This is a genomic window from Octadecabacter sp. R77987 (assembly GCF_042466115.1).
Taxonomy (GTDB): Bacteria; Pseudomonadota; Alphaproteobacteria; order Rhodobacterales; family Rhodobacteraceae; genus SW4.
Genome location: NZ_JAXHBQ010000001.1, coordinates 183,860 through 207,088, shown reverse-complemented (window position 1 = coordinate 207,088; position 23,229 = coordinate 183,860). Strand labels below are relative to the sequence as shown.

Annotated in this window: 22 protein-coding genes; 12 read left to right on the top strand and 10 right to left on the bottom strand. The window is 61.9% G+C overall.

What is annotated here, in order from left to right:
* Nucleotides 1-39: 39 nt before the first annotated feature.
* Genes SJY21_RS01015 through SJY21_RS01005 form a run of 3 tightly spaced genes read left to right on the top strand, consistent with a single transcriptional unit; the run spans nt 40 to nt 3,114 of the window.
* Nucleotides 40-1,893, top strand: coding sequence for an ABC-F family ATP-binding cassette domain-containing protein (locus SJY21_RS01015; protein ID WP_377504917.1), 1,854 nt, complete (start codon nt 40-42; stop codon nt 1,891-1,893).
* A complete protein-coding gene (locus tag SJY21_RS01010) occupies nt 1,893-2,519 on the top strand; it encodes a MarC family protein (RefSeq protein ID WP_377513098.1) in 627 nt (208 codons plus the stop codon). Before SJY21_RS01015 ends, SJY21_RS01010 begins: the two co-directional genes overlap by 1 nt.
* 16 nt (nt 2,520-2,535) lie before the next feature.
* On the top strand, nt 2,536-3,114 hold the full coding sequence (locus SJY21_RS01005) for a TIGR02281 family clan AA aspartic protease (RefSeq protein ID WP_377504914.1): 579 nt from the start codon (nt 2,536-2,538) through the stop codon (nt 3,112-3,114).
* Between the two features lie 60 nt (nt 3,115-3,174).
* On the opposite strand, the gene SJY21_RS01000 is transcribed toward SJY21_RS01005, so the two are convergent.
* Nucleotides 3,175-3,633, bottom strand: coding sequence for a DNA polymerase III subunit chi (locus SJY21_RS01000; protein WP_377504911.1), 459 nt, complete (start codon nt 3,631-3,633; stop codon nt 3,175-3,177).
* A 1-nt stretch (nt 3,634) separates the two neighbouring features.
* Complete coding sequence (locus tag SJY21_RS00995; RefSeq protein WP_377504908.1) at nt 3,635-5,104, bottom strand: leucyl aminopeptidase; 1,470 nt, start codon at nt 5,102-5,104, stop codon at nt 3,635-3,637.
* Nucleotides 5,105-5,237: 133 nt separating this feature from the next.
* Here SJY21_RS00995 and lptF point away from each other — a divergent pair, with 133 nt between their 5' ends.
* The 6 genes from lptF to rsmA are packed head-to-tail and all read left to right on the top strand — an operon-like array spanning nt 5,238 to nt 12,595.
* Nucleotides 5,238-6,365 (top strand): LPS export ABC transporter permease LptF, encoded by a 1,128-nt coding sequence (lptF, locus tag SJY21_RS00990; RefSeq protein WP_377504905.1) that lies wholly within the window; start codon nt 5,238-5,240, stop codon nt 6,363-6,365.
* Nucleotides 6,362-7,459, top strand: a complete 1,098-nt coding sequence (lptG, locus tag SJY21_RS00985) for an LPS export ABC transporter permease LptG (RefSeq protein ID WP_377504902.1) — start codon at nt 6,362-6,364, stop codon at nt 7,457-7,459. The genes lptF and lptG overlap by 4 nt, the downstream gene beginning before the upstream one ends.
* The gene (locus SJY21_RS00980; protein ID WP_377504899.1) at nt 7,459-9,540 is read left to right on the top strand and encodes an LPS-assembly protein LptD; all 2,082 of its coding nucleotides are present in this window, start codon (nt 7,459-7,461) and stop codon (nt 9,538-9,540) included. The genes lptG and SJY21_RS00980 overlap by 1 nt, the downstream gene beginning before the upstream one ends.
* Nucleotides 9,541-9,561: 21 nt before the next feature.
* Nucleotides 9,562-10,785, top strand: coding sequence for a peptidylprolyl isomerase (locus SJY21_RS00975; protein WP_377504896.1), 1,224 nt, complete (start codon nt 9,562-9,564; stop codon nt 10,783-10,785).
* Nucleotides 10,782-11,756 carry a 4-hydroxythreonine-4-phosphate dehydrogenase PdxA gene (pdxA, locus tag SJY21_RS00970; RefSeq protein ID WP_377504893.1) on the top strand — a complete coding sequence of 325 codons (975 nt, stop codon included), beginning with the start codon at nt 10,782-10,784 and terminating at the stop codon, nt 11,754-11,756. Before SJY21_RS00975 ends, pdxA begins: the two co-directional genes overlap by 4 nt.
* Nucleotides 11,753-12,595: a 16S rRNA (adenine(1518)-N(6)/adenine(1519)-N(6))-dimethyltransferase RsmA gene (gene rsmA / locus SJY21_RS00965; protein ID WP_377504890.1), complete on the top strand. Its 843-nt coding sequence runs from the start codon at nt 11,753-11,755 to the stop codon at nt 12,593-12,595. The genes pdxA and rsmA overlap by 4 nt, the downstream gene beginning before the upstream one ends.
* Before the next feature lie 120 nt (nt 12,596-12,715).
* Here the strand turns inward: rsmA and SJY21_RS00960 are convergent, their stop codons facing one another.
* From SJY21_RS00960 to SJY21_RS00930, 7 genes are all read right to left on the bottom strand, one after another.
* Nucleotides 12,716-13,249: a DUF4167 domain-containing protein gene (locus SJY21_RS00960; RefSeq protein WP_377504887.1), complete on the bottom strand. Its 534-nt coding sequence runs from the start codon at nt 13,247-13,249 to the stop codon at nt 12,716-12,718.
* 223 nt (nt 13,250-13,472) lie between these two features.
* Nucleotides 13,473-14,384 (bottom strand): peptide chain release factor N(5)-glutamine methyltransferase, encoded by a 912-nt coding sequence (prmC, locus tag SJY21_RS00955; protein ID WP_377504884.1) that lies wholly within the window; start codon nt 14,382-14,384, stop codon nt 13,473-13,475.
* Nucleotides 14,381-15,436, bottom strand: a complete 1,056-nt coding sequence (gene prfA / locus SJY21_RS00950; RefSeq protein WP_377504881.1) for a peptide chain release factor 1 — start codon at nt 15,434-15,436, stop codon at nt 14,381-14,383. The genes prmC and prfA overlap by 4 nt, the downstream gene beginning before the upstream one ends.
* Nucleotides 15,433-15,891, bottom strand: a complete 459-nt coding sequence (locus SJY21_RS00945) for a DUF1499 domain-containing protein (protein WP_377504878.1) — start codon at nt 15,889-15,891, stop codon at nt 15,433-15,435. Before SJY21_RS00945 ends, prfA begins: the two co-directional genes overlap by 4 nt.
* The gene (speB, locus tag SJY21_RS00940) at nt 15,888-16,829 is read right to left on the bottom strand and encodes an agmatinase (RefSeq protein ID WP_377504875.1); all 942 of its coding nucleotides are present in this window, start codon (nt 16,827-16,829) and stop codon (nt 15,888-15,890) included. Before speB (SJY21_RS00940) ends, SJY21_RS00945 begins: the two co-directional genes overlap by 4 nt.
* The gene (gene speB / locus SJY21_RS00935; RefSeq protein WP_377504871.1) at nt 16,829-17,797 is read right to left on the bottom strand and encodes an agmatinase; all 969 of its coding nucleotides are present in this window, start codon (nt 17,795-17,797) and stop codon (nt 16,829-16,831) included. Before speB (SJY21_RS00935) ends, speB (SJY21_RS00940) begins: the two co-directional genes overlap by 1 nt.
* A gap of 11 nt (nt 17,798-17,808) precedes the next feature.
* Nucleotides 17,809-18,978, bottom strand: coding sequence for a M20 aminoacylase family protein (locus SJY21_RS00930; protein WP_377504868.1), 1,170 nt, complete (start codon nt 18,976-18,978; stop codon nt 17,809-17,811).
* 60 nt (nt 18,979-19,038) lie between these two features.
* Between SJY21_RS00930 and mazG the strand changes: the two genes are divergently transcribed.
* The 3 genes from mazG to SJY21_RS00915 all read left to right on the top strand — a co-directional run bounded on the left by mazG (nt 19,039) and on the right by SJY21_RS00915 (nt 21,315).
* Entirely contained in the window at nt 19,039-19,869 is an 831-nt protein-coding gene (gene mazG, locus SJY21_RS00925; protein ID WP_377504865.1) for a nucleoside triphosphate pyrophosphohydrolase, read from the top strand.
* 71 nt (nt 19,870-19,940) lie between these two features.
* Nucleotides 19,941-20,948, top strand: coding sequence for a Fe(3+) ABC transporter substrate-binding protein (locus SJY21_RS00920; protein WP_377504862.1), 1,008 nt, complete (start codon nt 19,941-19,943; stop codon nt 20,946-20,948).
* Nucleotides 20,949-21,063: 115 nt separating this feature from the next.
* Nucleotides 21,064-21,315, top strand: a complete 252-nt coding sequence (locus SJY21_RS00915; protein WP_377504859.1) for a hypothetical protein — start codon at nt 21,064-21,066, stop codon at nt 21,313-21,315.
* Here the strand turns inward: SJY21_RS00915 and SJY21_RS00910 are convergent.
* On the bottom strand, nt 21,312-23,120 hold the full coding sequence (locus SJY21_RS00910) for an ABC-F family ATP-binding cassette domain-containing protein (protein WP_377504856.1): 1,809 nt from the start codon (nt 23,118-23,120) through the stop codon (nt 21,312-21,314). The genes SJY21_RS00915 and SJY21_RS00910 overlap by 4 nt on opposite strands.
* Nucleotides 23,121-23,229 lie beyond the last annotated feature (109 nt).

The window sequence follows — 23,229 nt, the reverse complement described above, 5'->3', positions numbered from 1 at the left end:
GCGATTGACGCGACCCGCGCGCCGTGGCACTGCGCGCCCATGTTACGCATCACAGACATCAGCTATTCCATCGACGGGCGTGTCCTGATCGAAAACGCAAGCGCCGTGATCCCGACGGGCCACAAGGTGGGCCTTGTGGGGCGCAACGGCACGGGCAAGACGACCCTGTTCAAGATGATCCGTGGCGAGCTGATCCTTGATACGGGCGAAATTACCCTGCCCCGCGGCTGGAAAATCGGCGGAGTCAGTCAGGAAGTGCCCGGCAACGAGGTGTCGCTGATCAACACGGTGCTGGCGGCGGATGTGGAACGCGCGTCCCTGCTGGCCGAGGCCGACACCGCGACCGACCCGGCCCGCATCGCCGATATCCAGACCCGACTGGCCGATATCGACGCATGGAGTGCCGAGGCGCGCGCCTCATCCATCCTCAAGGGGTTGGGGTTCACGGACGCGGAACAAAAACAACCCTGTAGCGCGTTTTCAGGTGGCTGGCGGATGCGCGTGGCTTTGGCCGCTGTGCTGTTTTCCGAACCCGATCTGCTGCTTTTGGACGAACCGACCAACTATCTGGACCTTGAAGGCGCGCTGTGGCTGGAAAACTATCTGGTCAAATATCCGCACACGGTTCTGATCGTCAGCCATGACCGCGAATTGCTGAACCGGTCCGTGGGCGGCATTCTGCATCTGGAAGACAAGAAGCTGACCTATTATACCGGTCCTTACGACAGCTTTGCCCGCCAGCGTGCTGAAAAACGGGCACTTATGGTGTCAGCCGCGAAGAAACAGGACGCCAAACGCGCCCATCTGGAAAGTTTCGTGAGCCGTTTCAAGGCCAAGGCCTCCAAGGCGAAGCAGGCGCAGTCGCGCGTCAAGATGCTGGAAAAGATGGAAACCATCCGCGTGCCCGAAGATGCGGCGCGCACGGTGTTCACATTCCCGCGCCCCGAGGAACTGTCACCGCCAATCATCGCGCTTGAAAATGCATCCACAGGCTACGGTGAACATGTGGTGCTGCGCGATCTGAACCTGCGCATTGATCAGGACGATCGCATCGCCCTTCTGGGGCGCAACGGTGAAGGAAAATCCACGCTTGCCAAGCTGTTATCGAACAGACTTGAAGTGATGGACGGACGCCAGGTCAGCAGCACGAAACTGCGGATCGGCTTTTTCGCCCAGCATCAGGTGGATGAATTGCGGGTCGAGGAAACGCCCCTGCAACACCTGCTGCGTGAACGCGCCGAGGAAGGTCAGGCGAAACTGCGCGCGCGCCTTGCGGGCTTTGGCCTGATGGCCGCGCAGGCCGAAACCGAGGTCGGGCGCCTTTCGGGCGGGCAAAAGGCGCGGCTGTCGCTGTTGCTGGCCACCCTGCCCGCGCCGCACCTGCTGATTTTGGACGAACCGACCAACCACCTTGATATCGAAAGCCGCGAAGCACTGGTCGAAGCGCTGACCGCCTATACCGGCGCGGTCATTCTGGTCAGCCACGACATGCACCTATTGTCGATGGTCGCGGACCGGCTGTGGCTGGTCAAGGACGGCCACGTCAAACCTTATGATGATGACCTGCAGGCCTATCGGCGGATGCTGCTGACGCCGGAAAAGCCGGTGAACGACAAGCCAAAGGCCGCCAAACCCGCCAAACCCAAGGCCACCCGTGAACATGTCATGGGCTTGCGCGCGGATGTGCGCAAATGCGAGGATCGCGTCACCAAGATCAACGATATGCGCGACAAACTGGCGAAAAAGCTGGCCGATCCCGTGCTTTACGAGGACGCGCGCAAGGGCGAGCTGGAAACATGGAACCGCAAATACGCGGAAGTCATGGATGGGTTGGGCAAGGCCGAAGCCATGTGGATGGCGGCGCTGGAACGGTTGGAGGCGGCTGAAAAATGATGGAATACGCCGCCCTGATCACCGCCTTTACGACCCTGTTCGTGATCATTGACCCGCCGGGACTGGCACCGCTGTTCCTTGCCTTGACCCAAGGCATGTCAGCGCCACAGCGTCGCGCGATTGCCATTCGCGCCAGTCTCGTCGCCATTGGTATTCTGCTGGGATTTGGGCTGTTCGGCGAAGCCCTGCTTGGGTTCATCGGCATTTCCATGCCCGCGTTTCGCGTGGCGGGGGGCGTGTTGTTGTTCCTGACGGCCTTGGACATGCTGTTCGAGCGCCGCCAGAAGCGCCGCGAGGACACCGCCGAGGAAGAAGAAGCCGAGCCGGATCATGATCCGTCGGTGTTCCCACTGGCCGTGCCGCTGATCGCTGGCCCCGGTGCCATTGCCACGATGATCCTGTTGGTCGGGCAAACCGAAGGCGCGCTGGGGTTTGCGGCCCTTGTCGCCGTGCTGCTGGCTGTCATGGCGATCAACTTTGCCTTCTTCATGGCCTCCGGGTTGATCGAGCGCGCACTTGGCAAGACCGGTATCAACGTGATCACCCGTCTGTTGGGCATGCTGCTGGCCGCTTTGGCGGTGCAGTTCATTCTGGACGGTCTGCGCTCTTTTGGTTTTGCGGCCTAGGCCCTATATCTGAACCATGGATGGTGATCAGACAGCCCGTTTCATATTTCTTGCCCTGCTTGGTCTTGCCATTGCGGGCGGCTATCTGGTGCAGCATCGCAAAGAGATGGGCAAGGTCGCGCAACAGGCTGCGGTCTGGGTACTGATCTTTGTCGGGATGATTGCCGCTGTGGGTCTTTGGGGCGACATCCGCGATGACATCATGCCGCGCCAGAGTGCATTTGCAGGCGGGATCACCGAAGTGCCACGCCAGCGCGACGGGCATTTCTATCTGACGCTGGATGTGAACGGCCAACCCATTGAATTTCTTGTGGATACCGGCGCGACACAGGTCGTGATGACCCAACGCGACGCCGAGATTGTCGGCATTGATCTGGACAGTCTGGCCTATCTGGGAACCGCCTACACGGCGAACGGCCCCGTTGATGTGGCCGCGGTGCGCCTCAATACGGTCACACTGGGCGAGATCGAGGACCGCGATATCCGCGCGCTGGTGAATGCCGGTGATCTGGATCAATCCTTGCTGGGCATGTCCTATCTGGATCTGTTCGAGCGGATCGAGATTACCGGCGATGCGCTGATCCTGACCCGCTAGAGGGGGCGCTGCCCCCGCCCTTGCGGGCCCCCCGGAGGTATTTTTGAACAAAAGAAGGGGCTATTTTTGCGCCAACATCGCCCAGCGCCCGCCCTCTTGTGCCCAGTATTGTGCCGCGCAGCCTGCGTCGGTCAGCGCCTTCCACTGGGTGCGGGCATGGGCCACGGCGGCCCCGTCCTGACCGTCAAACAGGATGCAGGTGCGTTCCATCGTCGTGACCTCGTCCGCGGTCACATCCGCCCCGTGCACGGCCATCAGGCAGGCAGGCGCATTGGCCGCGCCGCCCCCCGTTGTCAGCAGCACCGGCTGGTCCGCGTCATGCGGCCCACCGGCCAACCCGTGCGGCGCAAAGCTGTCGTCGGGGCCGCGCCAGAGGGCCAGATCAAGCTGCGCCATGGTATCGGTTTCCCGTCCGCGCACCTCGATCTGCCAGCCCTTTTCACGGCTTTTGGCGATCAGCATCGGCAGGGTGCTTTCCAGCGGCGTCTGCGTCAGGTGATAAAAGAACGCGGCCCCCATGTTAGCCTTCGACCGTGTCGGCAATCAGGCGGTTCAGCGCCATGACACCCCAGCCCGTCGCGCCTTTGGGGGCATAGGCGGTGTCTTCCTTGACCGAGGCCGTGCCGGCGATATCAAGGTGGATCCACGGCATCCCGTCCTGAATAAAGCGTTTGAGGAATTGCGCCGCGGTGATTGACCCCGCCGCGCGGGTGCCGACGTTCTTCATATCGGCCACATGGCTTTTGAGCATATCGTCATAGGCCTGCCCCATCGGCATGCGCCACGCGCCTTCGCCCTCGGCTGTAGCGGATTTCAGGAAGGCATTGCACAGGGTGTCGTCATTGCTGAAAACCCCTGCGTTTTCGTGGCCCAAGCCGATGATGATTGCGCCAGTGAGGGTCGCCAGATTGATCACACCTGTGGGTTTGAAACGGTCCTGCGCATACCACAGCACATCCGCCAGCACGAGCCGGCCTTCGGCGTCGGTATTGATCACCTCGATGGTGTCGCCCTTCATGGATGTGACCACATCGCCGGGCCGTGTGGCGCGGTCCGATGGCATGTTTTCCACGAGGCCGACAAGGCCGACAACATTGGCCTTGGCCTTGCGCAGGGCGAGGGTTTTCATGACACCTGCCACCACACCCGCGCCGCCCATGTCCATGGTCATGTCTTCCATGCCGGCGGCCGGTTTCAGGCTGATCCCGCCTGTGTCAAACACCACGCCCTTGCCGACCAGTGCGAAAGGTGCGGCGCCTTTCTTGCCGCCCTCCCACTGCATCACGACAACCTTGGAGGGGCTGGCCGAGCCGAGGCCGACACAAAGCAGTGACCCCATCCCCAGCTTTTCGAGGTCTTTTTCTTCCAGCACCTCGACCTTGACGCCAATATCTTTCAGCGCGACCAGGCGGTCGGCAAACTCGGTGGTGGTCAGCACGTTGGCGGGTTCGGTGACCAGATCACGGGTAAAGAACACGCCCTCGGCCACAGCCGCCTTGGCCGCATAATCGGCGGTGGCGTCCTCAGGCTTGGCAACCATCATCGTGACCGCGCCGGGAGCTTCGCCCTTGTCCTGCTTGTGATCGGTGAAGGTGTAGCCACGCAGCGCAATACCCAGCGCGATTTCGCTTGCGCGCGGCGATGGTCCGGCCAGCACCAGCAGCGGGCCACTGCCGCGCAGTTTGGCGATGGACACGCCAACCTTGCGGGCCTCGTCCACGTCGCGGCGGTTATCGAGCTTGGCAACGATCACGCCCTCGGCGGCCATGTTCGCAGGAAAGGCCAGTTCCACCGCATCCCCCGCTTTCATCTTGGTGAAACGGTCGCTTTCGGCGAACCGTGTCAACGCCTTGCGCATCAGCGAATTGACGCGGCGCGCGCCCTTGTCCAGCTTGCCATCCGCCCCCATCAGCACGGCGATCTTGCCTGTTGTTTCGGCGATCGGATCAATGCTCACGGCAGCAAATGTGATCTGGGCGGGAGTAGTCATGACATACCTCGTAAATTTGCGGATTTAGGCAATAGGTAGCCCGCCCCCCGCCGATTGACCAGTTAGCAGTTTTGTCCCGCGCGCCAATCGGCTAGTTTGCGCGAACTTGGGACCAGTAACAGGGGGATGGCGCGTGGCACGATTCGACAGATATATGCTGTCGCAACTGTTTACGCTGTTTGGCTTCTTTTCGTTGGTGCTGGTGCTGATCTACTGGATCAACCGCGCCGTGCGCCTGTTTGACCAGTTGATTGCTGACGGGCAGACGGCCATCGTGTTTCTGGAATTCACGGCGATGACCCTGCCGCAGATCATCCGTATCGTGTTGCCGCTGGCGGCCTTTGTCGCGGCGACCTATGTGACCAACCGCATGTCCTCGGATAGTGAGTTGACGGTGGTGCAGGCCACGGGTTTTTCGGCGTTTCGCCTTGCCCGTCCGGTCCTTGTGTTCGGCCTGACGGTGACGGGCATGATGCTGGTGCTGACCCATTTTCTGGCCCCGATGAGCACGGCCCGGCTGGCGGACCGCAGCGCCGAAATCTCGCGCAACATGACCGCGCGCCTGTTGACCGAGGGCACCTTTACCAATCCCGCAGACGGCATCACCTTTTATATCCGCGAGATCACGCCAACAGGTGAATTGCTTGATGTGTTCCTGTCGGACAACCGTGATCCTGACCAAGCCATCACCTATACCACCAACCGCGCCTATCTTGTGCGCACCGAAAACGGGCCGCAACTGGTCATGATCGACGGCATGGCGCAAACACTGGACACTGAATCCCAGCGCCTGTTCACCACGACATTCACCGATTTCGCCTTTGATATCGGCGCGCTTGTTCCGGCAGCGGGCGTGCGCAACCGGTCGTGGCACGAGTTGAGCACGCAGGAATTGCTGAACCCGACACCGGAACTTGAGGCCGAAACCGGGCGCAGTGCGGGCGCGCTGATTGTCGCCGGGCATGACCGCTTTGATCAGGCGTTTCTGGCAACGGTTGCGGCACTGATCGGATTTGCGACCTTGATGACCGGAGGTTTCAGCCGCTTTGGTGTTTGGCGCCAGATCATCGCCGCGGTGTTTCTGGTGATTGTCGTCAAGGGGCTGGAAAGCACCGGCGCAGGCATTGCCCGCGCCAATCCCGCCCTTTGGCCGATGGTATATCTGCCCACTGTGGGCGGGGCTGTCATTGTCTGGACGCTTTTGTTTGCCGCGACCCGCCCCTATCTGTTCAAACGCCGCATGCGCGGGGTGCCGGCATGATCCTGCACCGCTATTTCGCGCGCCGCTTTGCGATGATGTTTGGCGCAACATTTACCGTGTTTCTGGCCTTCATGGCCCTGCTGGACGTGGTTGAACAGGCGCGCCGCTTTGGTGACACAGGGGCGGTGTTTCGCGATTTTCTGGGGCTAAGCCTGCTGAACCTGCCCCAATCCATCTATGCGATCCTGCCGCTGATCCTGATCCTTGCTACAATCGGATTGTTCCTGGGGCTTGCGCGATCGTCTGAAATGGTTGTGACACGGGCCGCGGGGCGCTCTGCGATGCGCGCGCTGGTCGCACCGGTGCTGGTAACACTGGCGATTGGTGTCTTTGGCGTCACCGTGATGAACCCGATCGTCGCGGCCACATCCAAGGAATATGACGCCCGCGTCGGCGAATTGACCATGGACGGTGGCAACGTCATGTCGATCACCCAGTCGGGCCTGTGGCTGCGCCAGGGCAGCGACCGTGGCCAGACCGTCATCCGCGCGACGGCCGCCAACGCCGATGGCACCGAACTGCGCGATGTGACCTTTATCACCTTCAGCCCCGATGGCGGGCCGATCCGGCGGATCGAAGCGGCGCGCGCCACCTTGAACGCCGGTGCCTGGACACTGGAAAACGCCAAGGCATGGCCCCTGTCCGAGACCCGCAACCCCGAAGAATGGGCCACCACCTATCCCACGCTTGACGTGCCCTCGACCCTGACGGCCGACCAGATCCGCGACAGTTTCGGCACACCGTCGTCGATACCCGTATGGGAGTTGCCCGCGTTTATCGCCGATCTGCAGCAGGCAGGATTTTCGGCGCGCCGCCATCAGGTCTGGTTCCAGATGGAACTGGCCCTGCCTGCATTTCTGGTGTCGATGGTGTTGATTGGCGCGGGGTTCACGATGCGCCACCAACGGGGCGGGCGCACGGGGCTGATGGTGCTTTTTGCGATCCTTGTCAGCTTTGGTTTGTATTTCGTGCGCAACTTTGCGCAGGTGCTGGGTGAAAACGGCCAGATTCCCGTGTTGTTGGCCGTCTGGGCCCCGCCGCTGGCGGCAATCGGTTTTTCGCTTGGGCTTTTGCTGCATCTGGAGGACGGCTGATGCTTTGGCGCGCGCTTGTCCTGCTGATTGCACTGGTCCTGCCGCAGTTCGCGCTTGCCCAAGGCGCGGCCACATTGGTCGCCGATACGGTCTATGTCGCCGATGGCCAGCGGCTTGTGGCGCAGGGCAATGTCGCGGTCCTTTATGATGGCACGCGCTTGTCAGCCGCCGCGATCACCTATGATCAGGCCACCGACCGGCTGATCATCACCGGACCGATCTTTATCACCGATGGCGCGGGCAACATCCTGACAGCCGATCGTGCCAGCCTTGATCCGACCCTTGAAAACGGCATCCTGCGCGGTGCGCGCCTTGTGCTGGACCAGCAATTGCAGCTAGCCGCCAACCAGATCAACCGCGTCGACGGGCGCTATAGCCAATTGCACCGCGTCGTCGCCACGTCCTGTCAGGTTTGCGCCGGTGAAACGCCCCTTTGGGACATTCGCGCCGGTCGCGTGGTGCATGATCAACAGGAACGCCAGCTTTACTTTGATGACGCGCAGTTCCGTGTGGCGGGCGTGCCGATCTTCTGGGTGCCGCGCATGCGCCTGCCCGATCCAACCCTGACACGTGCAACCGGCTTGCTGATCCCGCAGATCCGCACGACCGACCAGTTGGGCACGGGGATCAAACTTCCCTACTTCATCCGGTTGGGCGATCACCGCGATCTTACGCTTACCCCCTATTTTTCGCCGCGCACCACGACCCTTGAGGCGCGCTATCGTCAGGCGTTTGTGAACGGCGATATTGAAATCAACCTTGCGGGCACCACCGACGATCTGCTGCCCGATACGGGGCGCGGGTATATCTTTGCCACGGGCCAGTTTGATCTGGGCAGTGATTACACCCTGACATTCGATCTTGAGGCAACAACCGACCGCGACTACCTGCTGGATTACGGCTATTCCGAAAAGGACCGCCTTGATAGCGAGATCGCCGTCACCCGCGTGGGCGAGGATGACTACCTGCGCGCAGCCTTGATCCATTACGAATCCCTGCGTGTCGGCGATGACAATGCGGTTTTGCCCAGCATTATCAGCGATGTGTTCTATGAACGGCGACTCGACGGATTTGGCGGGATTGCCACCCTCACGGCGGATGCACAGACGCTGCTGCGGTATTCGGACGTTGATGGGGACGGGCGCGATGTGGCCCGCTTTGGCCTTGGTGCACATTGGCAGCGCAATTGGGTCACGCCAGCGGGTCTATTGATTGACGGGCAGATCGGCGCTGATTTCGACTATTACGCGATCTCGCAGGACGTCGCCTTTGACGCCGATGTGATGCGCACGGTTCCCAGCGCCGCCCTGACCCTGCGCTACCCGCTGATCCGCACGACCGCGCGCGCCACACATGTGATTGAACCCGTGGTGCAGGTGGCGTGGTCCGACGTTTACGGCGGTGATGTTCCCAACGAGGACAGCACCGAGACCGAGTTTGACCAGACCAACCTGTTTGCCCTGTCTCGCTTTCCCGGTCAGGACGCACGCGAGGTTGGCGCACGCGTGGCCTATGGCGCGCGCTGGACGCGGGTATCGCCGGATGCGTGGAACGCCACCCTGACGTTCGGGCGCATCCTGCGCGAGCAAAGCAACACCGAATTCACCACCTCCTCGGGGTTGCAGGGCACCTCGTCGGACTGGCTTCTGGCCGGACAGGTCGATTTTCCGAACGGGCTCGCGATTGACGGGCGCACGATTTTTGACGACACCCTGAATTTCGCCAAATCCGAAGCCCGTGTGAGCTGGAGCGACGATCGCCTTGATCTGGCGGCCTCATACCTTTGGATTGACGACACCACCGCCGTGTCCGAATGGACCCTTGAAAGTGCCTATCAAATCAATGACATCTGGAGCATAAGCGCCGATGCATCCTATGATTTCATCACCAATCGCGCGGCGCGTGCGACTGTGGGTGTCGGCTGGCAAAACGAATGTGTGGCCCTCGACCTTTCCGTCTCGCGCCGCTTTTCGTCTTCAACTACTGTGGACCCTGTGACCGACTTTGGGTTAACGGTTGAACTACGCGGATTTTCCGCAGGACGCACGGCGGGGCAGGCAACGCGAAACTGTGTGAACTAAAGACCAACAAGCGAGGCAACAATGCGCATAGGACTGACATTTTCCGCCCTTCTGGCCCTGACACTGGCGGCGTTCTTGCCCGGCGCAGGCGCGGCGCAAAGCCCGTTTTCGCCCGCGATCATTGTCAACGACCGTGTCGTCACCCAGTTCGAACTGGATCAACGGATCGGCCTTTTGCGCCTGTTTCGCGCGCCCGGCAACCTGCCCGAGGTCGCCCGTGAAGGCCTGATCGAGGACCGCTTGAAGCTGGAAGAACTGGACCGCGCCGGCCTGCGCCTGACCGACGAGGCCTTGCTGGAACAAATGGCGGTTTTTGCCGAACGGGCCAATCTTGAACTGGAACAGTTCCTTGCGGTGCTTGACCAGAACGGGATCGAGCGCGAGACATTCCGCGATTTCGTCCGTGTGGGCGTCAGCTGGCGCGATTTCATCCGCTCGCGCTATGGCAGCCGCGTGCAGATCACCGAAGCCGAAATCGATCAGGCACTGGGCCAGTCCGCAGGTGCGTCAACGGGCATCGAAGTGCTGCTGAGCGAGATCATCATCGCCGCGCCGCCCCCCCGCGCCGCCCAGGCCCAAGCGCAGGCTGAACGGATCGCCACCCTGACCAGCACCGCCGCATTCGAGGCACAGGCGCGCCGCGTCTCGGCCCTGCCCTCGCGCACGCGTGGCGGGCGTCTTGACTGGCTACCGATCAGCAACTACCCGCCGCAGCTGCGCTCGATCATCCTTGCGCTTGGCAATGGCGAAGTCACCGCGCCGATCCCGATCGAGAACGGCATCGCCCTGTTCCAGATGCGCGGTGTGCGCGAGGTGCCGCAAGCCACCGTTGAACCTGCCGCAATCGAATACGCCGCCTATTACATCGCCGGTGGCCTGTCCGATCAGGGGCTGCGCCGCGCCGCGCAGGTCGCTGCCAATGTGGACACCTGCGATGATCTTTATGGCGTCGCCCAAGGCCAGGCCGCTGACGTGTTGCAACGCGACACTCTGCCCCCCGCTGAAATCCCGCAGGATGTGGCCATGCGCCTTGCCGCACTGGACGCGGGCGAGGTGGATTATTCCCTGACCCGTTCGGATGGCGAAACGCTGGTGTTTCTGATGCTCTGCGGGCGCACCCCCACGCTTGCAGGTGATGTGGACCGCGATGCCATCCGCGCGCAGTTGATCAGTCAGCGCCTTGCGGGATATGCCGATGCGCTGCTGGCCGATTTGCAAGCCTCGGCCACCATCACGTTCCCATGAGCCCGCGCGCGCCGCTTGCGCTGTCATGCGGTGAACCGGCAGGGATCGGCCCCGAAATCGCCGTGGCCGCGTGGCAGTCCTTGCGCAATGACCTGCCGTTTGTCTGGCTGGGCGATCCGCGCCATTTGCCGAAAGGCGCGCCGTTTCAGGTAATCGACAGCGCCGCACAGGCCGCGGATGTCGCAGGGGCGGCCCTGCCCGTGCTGGCCCATAATTTTGTCGGTGCCGCCACCCCCGGCACACCCGACCCCGCCAATGCCCAAGGCGTCATCGACGTGATCGCGCGCGGCGTTGATCTGGTCACATCGGGACAATGCCGTGCCCTGACCACCGCGCCGATCCACAAAAAGGCGCTCGCCGACGGGGCAGAGTTCGCCTACCCCGGCCATACGGAATACCTTGCCGCACTTGCTGGCGTTGACCGCGTGGTGATGATGCTGGCCTGCGACGCCCTGCGCGTCGTGCCCACCACAATCCACATTCCCGTGGCCGAGGTTCCGCGCGCCCTCACGGCCGCCCTTCTGACGGATACGCTGCTGATCACCCACGCAGCCCTGCGCCGCGACTTTGGGATCGCGCGCCCGCGCATTGCCGTGGCGGGTCTGAACCCGCACGCAGGCGAAGGCGGCAAGATGGGGCGCGAGGAAATCGCGCTGATCACCCCCGTTCTGGACGCCCTGCGCGCCCAAGGGATGGACCTGACAGGGCCGATGTCCGCCGACACGATGTTTCACGCAGGCGCGCGCGCCACCTATGATGTCGCCGTCTGCATGTATCACGATCAGGCCCTGATCCCGATCAAGACGCTGGATTTTTCCGGCGGCGTCAATGTCACGCTGGGCCTGCCATTTGTGCGCACCTCGCCCGATCACGGCACCGCCTTTGATATCGCGGGCAAGGGCGTGGCCGATGCCACATCGCTGATCGCCGCCCTGCGGATGGCCGACCAGATGGCGAAAACACGCGCATGAGCCAGATCGACAGCCTTCCGCCCCTGCGCAGCGTCATCGACAGCCACGGGATCGCCGCGAAAAAGAACCTCGGGCAAAACTTTCTGCTTGATCTGAACCTGACAGCGAAAATTGCCCGCCTTGCCGGTGATCTGACAGGCTGCGACGTGCTTGAGGTCGGCCCCGGCCCCGGTGGGCTCACGCGCGGATTGCTGGCCGAGGGCGCGCGCCGCGTGCTGGCGATCGAAAAGGACGCGCGCTGCCTGCCCGCATTGGCCGAAATCAGCGCCGCCTACCCCGACAGGCTGGACGTGATCAACGGCGATGCGCTTGAAATCAATCCGCTTGATCACCTGACCCCGCCGATCCGCATCTGTGCCAACCTGCCCTATAACATCGGCACCGAACTGCTGGTGCGCTGGCTGACGCCCGACATCTGGCCCCCCGTCTGGTCCAGCCTGACGCTGATGTTCCAGCGCGAGGTGGCACAACGGATCACGGCCGCGCCCGGCTCCAAGGCTTACGGGCGGCTTGCGCTGCTGGCACAGTGGCGCACGGATGCACGGATCGTGCTTGATCTGCCGCCCGAGGCCTTCTCGCCACCGCCCAAGGTCAGCAGCGCCGTGGTGCATTTCACCGCCCTGCCCGCGCCGCGCTTTCCAGCGGATGCGAAAATGCTGTCGCATGTGGTCGCCACCGCCTTCAACCAGCGGCGCAAGATGCTGCGCTCCTCGCTCAAGGCGCTGTCACCAAAGATCGAGGACCACCTGCACGCGGCAGGTATCGCCCCCACCGACCGCGCCGAACAGATCGATCTTGAACGGTTTTGCGCCCTGACCCGCAGCCTGTCGGGCCAATAGCTTCTTTTGTTCAAAAATACTCAAGAAAACCCTATCCGCCCGCCACACCGCTGATGGATGATCCCCAATAAAGAAAAAGCGCGCCCGAAGGCGCGCCCAATTTCCTCGATCGGAATGACCCTATTCCGCCGCTTCCGGTGCACCACCGTCCGACCCGCCCTGATCGGGCTTGTCGGCCTTGGGCTGGCGCGGTTTGCGCGGGCGGCGTTGTTTGGGGGCGTCCTGCTGGGGTGCGGCTTCGGGGGTGTCCACAAGGCCCGCGTCGTCGCCGCGGGGCTGTTCCATGCTTGCGGGATCATTGGCCGCCGCTTCCTGTGCCTTCAGGCGTTCGGCGCGTTCGCGGTCCCGTTCGGCCTGACGCTGGCGGTTTTGTTCTTCTTGTTCGTCGCGCTTGGCGTCCATTTCGCGCTGCGCTTCGGCCAGCATGCGGGTGTAGTGTTCGGCGTGCTGGGCGCAGTTCTCGGCTGCAACACGGTCGCCCGACAGCTGCGCGTCGCGGTGCAACTGGTTGTATTTGTCGATGATCTGCTGTGGGGTGCCGCGCACCTTGGAATCCGGCCCGTTGCTGTCAAACACGCGGTTGATGATATTCCCGCCCGTGGGTCGGTTATTGTTGCGGTTCTTGCCCCGCGACCGTGACTTGGATGATCTCATAGGTTTCTTTCGTCCAGCATTCTATGCTTTTGGCATGGCCCTCGCGCGCCTCATGCGCGCTGCAAATTTTGGGGCCGTGCGATGTTCTGGCGACAAATCGGGGGGAAGGCGCAGTGCCCTCTGCCCAGCCGATAAACAGGGATAAACATGCAGGGGGGCGCAGGGCAAGCGCAAATCGCCCGCAAGGGCCGTGAACAGGCATTTATCGGCGCATTTGTTGCGTTTAGGCGGGGTTTTGCCCCATGACGACACGGTCGCGCCCGTCCAGATCGGGGCGGATTTCAACTGATTCCATTCCGGCCGCGCGCATCATGTCGGCCACCGCGCGCCCCTGGGTTGGGCCGATTTCCACCATCAGCCGGCCCTTTGGCAGCAGGTGCGGCCCAAAACCTGCACAGATCGCGCGGTAGGCGGCCAGCCCGTCGCCGCCGTCGGTCAGGGCGTTGTGGGGTTCATATGACAGCTCGGGCGCAAGTGCGTCCATCTCGCCCAAAGCGATATAGGGCGGGTTCGACACGATCAGATCAAACCGGGGCACAACTGGCAAAGTGCGCGTGCGCGGCCCGTATCCGCTGACCCGTTCATCATCACGCACCTGCCAATCGTCGCTCACCTCGGGCACCGGCACGGCGGCATACCAATCGCCCCAGTAAAACCTGCAGCGGTCTGCTAGCCCCAGCGCGCGGGCATTGGCGCGCGCCACATCCAGCGCCAGATTGCAGGTGTCTGTGCCCAGCCCCGTGGCCCCTTCCCGTTCAGCCAAAAGCGTAATCAGGATGCAGCCCGATCCGGTGCCAAGGTCCAGCACACGTTTGAATGGCTTTTCCAAAGCTGTGGCGATCAGGGTTTCGGTTTCGGGGCGCGGGTCCAGCACATCGGGCGTGACGATGAACCGCCGCCCGAAAAACTCGCGCGATCCGATGATCTGCGATACGGGCGTGTGGCCCGCACGGCGGGTGATCATGTCTTGAAAGGCACCCAACTGGCCCGGCGTCATCGGATCATCCAGCACCAGCGTCAGGCGCGTGCGATCGACCCCAAGGGCGTGGGCCAACAGCACCCGCGCATCGCGCGCACCGCCGTCAATGGCGGCCAGATCAGCCACCGCCTGCGCCAGCGCCTGCGCCCCCGTCATCCGTTCATTTCGGCCAGCGCCGTGGCCTGCGCATCCTGTATCAGCGCGTCGATGATTTCATCCAGATCGCCCTGCATCACCTTGTCCAGCGCATAAAGCGTGAGGTTGATGCGGTGATCGGTCATGCGCCCTTGGGGAAAGTTGTAGGTGCGGATCCGTTCACTGCGATCACCCGACCCGACCTGTAATTTGCGGTCGGCGCTGCGTTCATCATCGACCCGCTGGCGCTCAAGATCATATAGCCGGGTTTTCAGCACATTCATCGCGATTTCGCGGTTGCGGTGCTGGGATTTCTCCGAACTGGTGACGACGAGTCCGCTGGGAATATGGGTGATACGCACCGCTGAATCGGTTGTGTTCACGTGCTGCCCGCCCGACCCAGATGCGCGCATGGTGTCGATGCGGATGTCGTTGGTGTTGATCTGGATATCCACGTCCTTGGCTTCGGGCAGCACGGCCACGGTTGCGGCGGATGTGTGAATGCGCCCGCCGCTTTCGGTTTCGGGCACACGCTGCACGCGGTGCACACCGCTTTCGTATTTCAGGCGGGCAAAGACGTTGGTCCCGCTGATGCGCGCGGTCACTTCCTTGATCCCGCCAAGTTCGGACAGGGTTTGTTCAAGGATGTCAAAGGTCCAGCCCCGCGCCTCGCTATAGCGTTGATACATGCGTAACAGGTCGGCGGCGAACAATCCTGCCTCGTCACCACCGGTGCCGGGGCGGATTTCCAGCAAGGCCGGGCGCGCATCGGCGGCATCCTTGGGCAGCAGGGCCAGTTGCACGGCCTTTTCCATTGCGGGAAGCTGTTCACGCAATTCGGGCAATTCTGCTTCGGCCAACTCGCGCATTTCGGGGTCGCGCAGCATCGCCTCGGCCTCGTCGATGTCGCGGGTGAGGGTCTGATAGGTGCTGACGGTTTCGACCACCGGCTTCAACTCGGCGTATTCGCGCGCCACATCGGCAAATTCATCGCCCGACAGCCCCTCGGACATCTTGGCCTCAAGGAACTGGAAACGCTGGGTGATCTGGATCAGTTTGTCTTCGGGTATCATTGCGTTGGTCTATCCCCATCCAACTGGGCGAGCCAGCCTTGAATCCGCGCTTTATTCACACCTAGATCGGATTTGCCATAAACCGCGCGCCCGTCGATGCGCAGCAGCGGGCCGTTGCCACCGTCAATGGTATCGTCCGGCCCCGCGGACAGTGTGATGAAATCGGGAAACCCGAACAGTGCCGAGCGCGTGACATAGCTGGTCAGCCCGCTTTCCACCGATCCTTGCACCCGCGTGGTGCGCGGCGTTGCCATGATAATCGCATCCAACCGCGCCATTTCAGCCTGCGGATCATCCATTTCCCGCACCACCTGATGGCCATTGGCCCAGGTCTTTTCACCCGGCGGCAAAAGGGACATCCACGACTGCAACAGCGGCACATCTAATGGCGCAAGCCGCACATAGGCCGACACGAGGACAAACAGTAAGGCAATGACGACCAGGGCAATTTTCACCGGTATTTCACCCCCGGCAGGACCGACAGGATTTCATAGATGATGTTCGCCCCGACCAGTGCGGTATTGCCGCTGGTGTCATAGGGCGGCGAGACCTCGACCATGTCCGCCCCGACGATATTGAGGCCGCGCAAGCCGCGGATCAGCTCCATTGCCTGCATCGTCGTCAGCCCGCCAATTTCCGGCGTGCCGGTGCCGGGCGCGAACGCCGGGTCAAGGCTGTCAATGTCGAAGGTGATGTAAGTGGGCTGGCTACCGATTGCCGCGACGATGTCTTTTGCCAATGGTGTCAGTGACTTGTGCCACAAAGCTGGTGCAAGATGCTGATTGAAACCCCAGCCCGCGGCCTCGGTGAAATCATCGGCCGAATATCCCGTGCCACGCAGACCGATTTGCCAGACTTTTGAAGGTGTTATCAGCCCTTCTTCATAGGCGCGGCGAAACGGGGTGCCGTGGGCGACCTTGCTGCCGAACATATCGTCACTGACATCGGCATGGGCATCCACATGCACCAGCGCCGCGGGGCCGTGTTTGCGTGCGATACTGCGCAGGATCGGCAGGGTCATCGTGTGATCACCGCCAATGCCGATCGGGATCATGTCGTGCTTTAAGTGTGCATCGTAAGTATCTGTAATAATGTCTATTGTCGCGGCCAGATCAAAGGTGTTGATCGCCACATCACCCAGATCGGCGCATTGCAGGCTGTCAAAAGGCGCCGCACCCGTCTGGATGTTATAGGGGCGGATCATCGCGCTTTGTTCGCGCACCTGTTTGGGGCCGAACCGCGTGCCGGATCGCCAGCTTGTGCCGATGTCCATCGGCACGCCGATAAACCCTACATCCAGCCCTGCGGCGGTTTCCACCGAAGGCAGGCGCATAAAGGTCTGCGGCCCGGAAAACCGCGCCAGATCGTTGCCGGAAATGGGTTGGTTCGGCATCACGCCCCCCGCTTGTTCCAAAGGTAAAGACAGCACAGTTCCATCGCCACATGCGCACCCGCAACGGCGGTGATATCGGCGTGATCAAAGGGGGGCGAGACTTCAACCACATCACCACCCACCATATTGATTCCCGCCAGATCGCGCAGCATAGCCGCCGCCTGCCAACTGGCCAGCCCGCCCCAGACGGGTGTGCCCGTGCCCGGCGCAAAGGCGGGGTCCAGTGCGTCGATGTCAAAGGTGACGTATGTGGGCGCATCGCCGACCAGATCGCGTGCCCGCGCCACGGTCGCCGCGACGCCCTTTTCATGGACCTCGCGCGCCTCGATATAGTGCATCCCGCAGTAGTCGTCACATTCGGTGCGAATCCCGATTTGCACGGAGCGTTTAGGATCAACCAGCCCCAGTTTCACGGCCTTATACATCATCGTGCCGTGATCAATCCGGTCCATGTCATCATCCGCCCAAAGATCGGAATGCGCATCGAACTGGATCACGGACAGTGGCCCGAATTTCTCGGCATAGGCGCGCAGGATCGGCAGGGTGATAAAGTGATCGCCGCCCAAGGTGACGCTGCCCACATCCGCCGCCAGAATCCCCGCGATATGGGCCTGCACAAGGGCCGGAAAGCCCGCCACATCGGCGTAATCAAACGCCATATCGCCGTAATCGACGATGCTGAAATCGCTCAGCGGATCAAACCCATCCCAGCCCGTGGGCGGGTCATAGGGTTGCAGGGTTGATGCCGCACGGATCGCACGGGGGCCGAACCGCGTGCCGGGGCGGTTGGTGACGGCCTGATCAAACGGCACACCCGTCACGGCCAGATCTGCGCCCGCCAGATCCTTGGTATATTGACGGCGCAGGAACGATGTGGCCCCGCCAAAGGCGTTTTCATAGGCCAGCCCGCGCCTGTCCTTGCGGGTGAATGCCACGTCGATCTGTTTCTTCGCATCTTCCAGTGCCATCGGGCGATCCTTTATTGGGTATTGAGGGGCAGTGCGCGTTCGGCAACGCGCGCAAAGAACGACGCGCCATAGGGGGCGGCATTGTCGTCAAAATCATAATCGGGCTGGTGCAGGCCCGCCGTGTCGCCATTGCCGACAAACAGATAGGCACCGGGGCGCTTTTCCTGAAAGAATGCGAAATCCTCGGCCCCCATTTCGGGGGTGGCATTGGCGTCAACGCCGCTGTCGCCTGCGATTTCACGGGCGACAGACACGGCAAACTCCGTTGCGTCGGGATCGTTGATCGTGGGCGGGTAGCCGACCTCGTAGCGCAAGACGCCCTGCACCCCGAAAGACGCCGCCTGCCCCGCCACGATTTCCTCCATCCGGCGCATGACCATGGCCTGCACGCCCTTGTCATAAGTGCGCACCGTGCCGCCCACATAGGCGGTGTCGGGCACCACATTATCGGCCGTGCCCGCGTGCACCATCGTCACGGACACCACCAGATCATCCAGCGGGTTGTGATTGCGGCTGACGATTGTGGCCATCGCCTGTGCAATCGACAGCGCCGCGGGAATTGGATCAACGGTTTCATGGGGATAGGCGGCGTGGCCACCCACGCCCGTGATATCAACGTGAAAGGTGTCCACGGCGGCCATCAGCGGCCCCGGCGTTGTGTAAAACTGCCCCAACGGCGTGCCGGGGGCGGAATGCAGCGCATAAAGCGCGCGGATGTCAAAGCGGTCCAGCACGCCCTCTTGCACCATCAGTTCGGCCCCGCCGCCGACCTCTTCGGCGGGTTGAAAGATCAGCGCGACGCGGCCTTTGAAATTGCGGGTTTCGGCCAGATAGCGGGCCGCGCCCAGCAGCATCGTCGTATGCCCGTCGTGGCCGCAGGCATGCATTTTTCCGGTGTTTTTCGACGCCCAATCGGCCCCCGTGGTTTCCCTGATCGGCAGGGCATCCATATCGGCGCGCAGGCCAATCGTCGGGCCATCGCCCTGCCCGTTGATAATTGCGATCACGCCCGATACCGCCACCCCTTCGTGAATTTCATCGACGCCGAATTCGCGCAGACGGTCCATCACGAACGCTGCCGTTTCATGGCATTGCTGGCCCAGTTCGGGATGCTGGTGCAAGTGCCGCCGCCACGCGGTCATGTCCTCGGCAAAGGCGGCAATGCGGTTGATGACGGGCATGGGTTGGACTCGCGGCGTTGTGGCAATACCCTAGTCTTGCAGCAAAGGAGCGCCCCCTCAATGGCCGAAAATCCGCTTATCCACGACACGACTGATGATGGCCCCGTGCAGATGGCCCGTCTGGTGGAAATCATGCGCCGATTGCGCGACCCCGAAACCGGCTGCCCGTGGGATATCGAACAGGATTTTGCATCCATCGCCCCCTACACGATCGAGGAAGCCTATGAGGTGGCAGACGCGATTGAACGCGGCGATATGGCCGAGCTTGAGGGCGAATTGGGCGATTTGCTGTTGCAGACGGTCTATCACACCCAAATGGGCAGCGAAGCGGGGCATTTCACCTTTGCATCCGTGGCGCGCAATATCAGCGACAAGATGGTCGCGCGCCATCCGCATGTGTTCGGTGACGAATCGCGCGACAAATCGGCAGAGCAGCAGACCGCCGATTGGGAAAAGATCAAGGCGGCGGAACGGGCGGGCAAGGATCAGGGGCGCACGCTGGACGGGGTCGCCGTGGGCCTGCCCGCGTTGTTGCGGGCGATGAAGCTGCAAAAGCGCGCAGCAAGGGTCGGGTTTGACTGGCCCGATGTGGTGCATGTGATCGACAAGATCGCCGAAGAAGCCCGCGAGGTCGTCGAGGCGCGCGATACCCTGTCCCAGACTGAAATCACCGAAGAAATCGGCGATTTGCTGTTTGTCATGGCCAATCTGGCGCGCCACCTAAACGTAGACCCCGAAGCGGCCCTGCGTGCGGCCAATGCGAAATTCATCCGCCGCTTTGAAAAGGTTGAAGATGCACTGGCCAAGATGGGCAAGACCCCTGCCCAATCGGACCTTGCCGAAATGGATGCGCTTTGGGATGCGGCCAAGGCGCACGAAAAGTCCGACTAAATAAATCAGGTATTGACCTGACTAAAAGAGTTCAGATTTAGAGAGCGCAGTTCTAACCCAAGGATACAATCATGACACTCCGCTCCCTTCTTCTTGCCACTTGCACCGCTGCAATCGCCGCCCCTGCGCTGGCCGATGTGAACATCTACACCACCCGCCAGCCGGAACTGATCCAGCCGGTGATGGACGCCTTTACGGCTGAAACAGGCATTGCCGTGAACCTTGCCTTTGTGGATGGCGGCATCGTTGAACGCCTTCAGGCCGAGGGCGCGCGATCGCCTGCCGATCTGGTGATGACCGTCGATATCGCCAACCTGCAACAGATCGTCGACGCGGGTGTGGTGCAGCCCGTCGACAGTGATGTGCTGGCCGCTGCCGTCCCTGCCGATCTGCGCAGCCCCGACAATCTGTGGTTTGGCCTCACGACCCGTGCGCGCATTGTTTATGCCAGCCGTGATCGCGTGGCCGATGGCGAAGTGACCACCTACGAAGACCTTGCCGATCCCAAATGGGAAGGGCGTATCTGCACCCGTTCGGGCACACACGATTACAATCTGGCGTTGGTTTCGGCGGTGATTGCCCATCAGGGCGAGGTTGGCGCGCGCGACTGGGCCGCAGGTGTGCGCGACAACCTTGCGCGCAAACCCCAAGGGAATGATCGCGCACAGGTCAAGGCAATCTGGGCCGGTGAATGCGATATTTCACTGGGCAACACCTATTACATGGGCCAGATGCTCGCCGATCCCGAACAGACCGAATGGGCCAATTCCGTGCGCATCGTGTTTCCCGAATTCGCCGATGGTGGCACCCATGTGAACGTGTCGGGTATTGCCCTGACCCAAGCCGCGCCAAACCGCGACGCGGCCGTGCAACTGATGGAATTCCTTGTCTCCCCTGCTGCACAGGCCATCTATGCCGAAGCCAACAGCGAATATCCGGTGCTGGAGGGCGCCGAGGTGTCGGATCTGGTGGCAAGCTGGGGCACCTTTACGGCTGACAATGTGGCACTTAGCGAATTGGCAGGCCACCGCGCGACGGCCCTGCGGATCATGGAAGAAGTCGATTTCGACGGTGAATAATCCGTTGTTTCACTCACTGAAGCGGGCTGGCATCTGCTGGCCCGTTTCGCATTCTGGCGGCCCTGTGACACCCCGCCACATGCCTGGCACTTAATTCAGACCTATTTGGTCGGGTATGAGTATCCTATCACACACCCCGCCCCGCCCGCGCGCCGATTTGCGCGCTGTTTTCAACCTGCCCCTGATAGGTCAGGTCGCCCGTGATCTTGCATCCGGTGGCACGCGCATCATCTGGTATGCCCTTGCAATCGCCTTGCTTTTACTCACCGCGGCCATTGCCACTTGGGGCCTGCCCGCACTGGTGATCACGGCAGTCGCCGCCGTGCCGGTCTGCATGATTGCGATCGTGTTCATGGCCTGGGGCTAGCCCGCTTTTTCTTCCAGCATCAGCCATTCTTCTTCGGCTGCGGCAAGGGCGGCCTGACGTTCGGCCAAGGCTTCGCTCGCTTTGGCGAATTTGGCGGGGGCGCTGGTGTAGAGGGTCGGATCGGCCAGCAGCACTTCCAGCTTGCCGATCTCGGCCTCGATCCTGGTGATCACATCAGGCAGGGTTTCAAGGCGGTGTTTTTGCGTGAAACTCAGACCCGATTTTTTCGCGTTGCCTTTGGACTTGTCCTTGGGCGTTTGCACCTTGTCGGGGGCGCTGGTTTTCTCGACGAAATCACCGCCGCGCTGGCTGCGATAATCGGACCAGCCACCGGCATAAAGCACCGCCTGCCCGTTGCCTTCCATCGCCACGGTCGTTGTCGCCACACGGTCCAGAAAATCGCGGTCGTGGCTGACCAGCAGCACGGTGCCGTCATATTCGCCCAAGATGTCCTGCAACAGATCAAGCGTTTCAATGTCCAGATCGTTGGTCGGTTCGTCCAGCACCAGAAGGTTGCTTTGCCGTGCCATCAGACGGGCCAGCAGCAGGCGCGCCTTTTCCCCACCCGACAGGGATCGCACCGGCGCGCGGGCCTGTGCCTCGTCAAACAGAAATTCCTTGAGGTAGCCGACCACATGTTTGGGCTGACCACGCACCATGATCTGATCGGCCTTGCCACTGACACCCATCAAGGGATCGCCCGTCAGATTGTCCCACAGGGTCTGGTTGGGGTCCAATTGCGCGCGGGCCTGATCAAACACCGCAATCTCCAGATTGGTGCCATGTTTCACGCTGCCTTCATCCGGTTCAACTTGGCCCAGCAACATCTTGATAAGTGTGGTTTTTCCCACGCCGTTGGGGCCGACGAATGCAACCCGATCACCACGCTGCACGGTAATGTCGAAATCCTTGACGATCGGTTTGCCGTCAAAGGTTTTGGACAGGCCGACCGCCTCGATCACCTTCTTGCCGGACGTGCTGCCGCCCTCGAAGGTCATCGCGGCGGTGCCCTGCCGCATGATCTGCCCCGCACGTTCGGCGCGCAAATCCTGCAAGGCGCGCACGCGGCCCTGATTGCGTTTGCGGCGCGCGGAAATGCCTTCCACGGCCCAGCGCGCCTCGGCCTTGATCTTGCGGTTCAGCTTGTGGCGCTGCATGTCCTCGTCTTCCCAGACCTTGTCGCGCCAGGCCTCGAACCCGTCAAACCCTTCTTCGGCGCGCCGCACGGCGCCGCGATCGATCCACAGGGTTGCACGGGTCAGGGCGCGCAAAAAGGCGCGGTCGTGGCTGATCAGCACGAAACCGGCGCGGGTTTGCTTCAGCTCGTTTTCAAGCCATGCAATCGCTTCGATATCCAGATGGTTGGTCGGCTCGTCCAGCAGCATCAGCGCAGGCGCTTCGGCCATCAGTTTGGCCAGTGCCGCGCGGCGCTTTTCCCCGCCCGAGGCCGTGGCGACATCGCCGCTGGGATCAAATTTCAGCCCTTCGGCGACCATATCGACTTTATAGGCCTCGCCTGCGTCCAGCCCGCTGGCGGCATAATCGCCCAGCGTGGCAAAGCCCGCCATATCGGGGTCTTGCTCCATGTAGCCGACAGTCACGCCGGGCGAGACCGTCACGGCGCCCTTGTCCGCCTCGACCAGCCCGGCCATGACCTTCATGAGGGTGGATTTGCCCGATCCGTTGCGCCCGACCAGCGCCACGCGATCACCGGGCTGAACAACCAGCGACAGGTCGTCAAACACCGGATCGCCCCCAAAGGTAAGCGAAATTTCGGAAAGCTGAAGAAGGGGTGCGCGTGCCATGCCTGCCAGCTAGAACCTAACGCGGCCAAGCGCAAGATGGCGCGTGTAACAATCCACGCCACCCCCTTGAGGGAACGCCCCATCCGGCCTATCTGTTGTGCAAAGGAGA

Coding starts and splice junctions, on each gene's coding strand:
- SJY21_RS01015 (WP_377504917.1), top strand. CDS start 40: ATGTTACGCATCACAGACATCAGCTATTCCATCGACGGGCGTGTCCTG.
- SJY21_RS01010 (WP_377513098.1), top strand. CDS start 1,893: ATGGAATACGCCGCCCTGATCACCGCCTTTACGACCCTGTTCGTGATC.
- SJY21_RS01005 (WP_377504914.1), top strand. CDS start 2,536: ATGGATGGTGATCAGACAGCCCGTTTCATATTTCTTGCCCTGCTTGGT.
- SJY21_RS01000 (WP_377504911.1), bottom strand. CDS start 3,633: ATGGGGGCCGCGTTCTTTTATCACCTGACGCAGACGCCGCTGGAAAGC.
- SJY21_RS00995 (WP_377504908.1), bottom strand. CDS start 5,104: ATGACTACTCCCGCCCAGATCACATTTGCTGCCGTGAGCATTGATCCG.
- lptG (WP_377504902.1), top strand. CDS start 6,362: ATGATCCTGCACCGCTATTTCGCGCGCCGCTTTGCGATGATGTTTGGC.
- SJY21_RS00980 (WP_377504899.1), top strand. CDS start 7,459: ATGCTTTGGCGCGCGCTTGTCCTGCTGATTGCACTGGTCCTGCCGCAG.
- SJY21_RS00975 (WP_377504896.1), top strand. CDS start 9,562: ATGCGCATAGGACTGACATTTTCCGCCCTTCTGGCCCTGACACTGGCG.
- pdxA (WP_377504893.1), top strand. CDS start 10,782: ATGAGCCCGCGCGCGCCGCTTGCGCTGTCATGCGGTGAACCGGCAGGG.
- rsmA (WP_377504890.1), top strand. CDS start 11,753: ATGAGCCAGATCGACAGCCTTCCGCCCCTGCGCAGCGTCATCGACAGC.
- SJY21_RS00960 (WP_377504887.1), bottom strand. CDS start 13,249: ATGAGATCATCCAAGTCACGGTCGCGGGGCAAGAACCGCAACAATAAC.
- prmC (WP_377504884.1), bottom strand. CDS start 14,384: ATGACGGGGGCGCAGGCGCTGGCGCAGGCGGTGGCTGATCTGGCCGCC.
- prfA (WP_377504881.1), bottom strand. CDS start 15,436: ATGATACCCGAAGACAAACTGATCCAGATCACCCAGCGTTTCCAGTTC.
- speB (WP_377504875.1), bottom strand. CDS start 16,829: ATGCCGAACCAACCCATTTCCGGCAACGATCTGGCGCGGTTTTCCGGG.
- speB (WP_377504871.1), bottom strand. CDS start 17,797: ATGGCACTGGAAGATGCGAAGAAACAGATCGACGTGGCATTCACCCGC.
- SJY21_RS00930 (WP_377504868.1), bottom strand. CDS start 18,978: ATGCCCGTCATCAACCGCATTGCCGCCTTTGCCGAGGACATGACCGCG.
- mazG (WP_377504865.1), top strand. CDS start 19,039: ATGGCCGAAAATCCGCTTATCCACGACACGACTGATGATGGCCCCGTG.
- SJY21_RS00920 (WP_377504862.1), top strand. CDS start 19,941: ATGACACTCCGCTCCCTTCTTCTTGCCACTTGCACCGCTGCAATCGCC.
- SJY21_RS00915 (WP_377504859.1), top strand. CDS start 21,064: ATGAGTATCCTATCACACACCCCGCCCCGCCCGCGCGCCGATTTGCGC.
- SJY21_RS00910 (WP_377504856.1), bottom strand. CDS start 23,120: ATGGCACGCGCACCCCTTCTTCAGCTTTCCGAAATTTCGCTTACCTTT.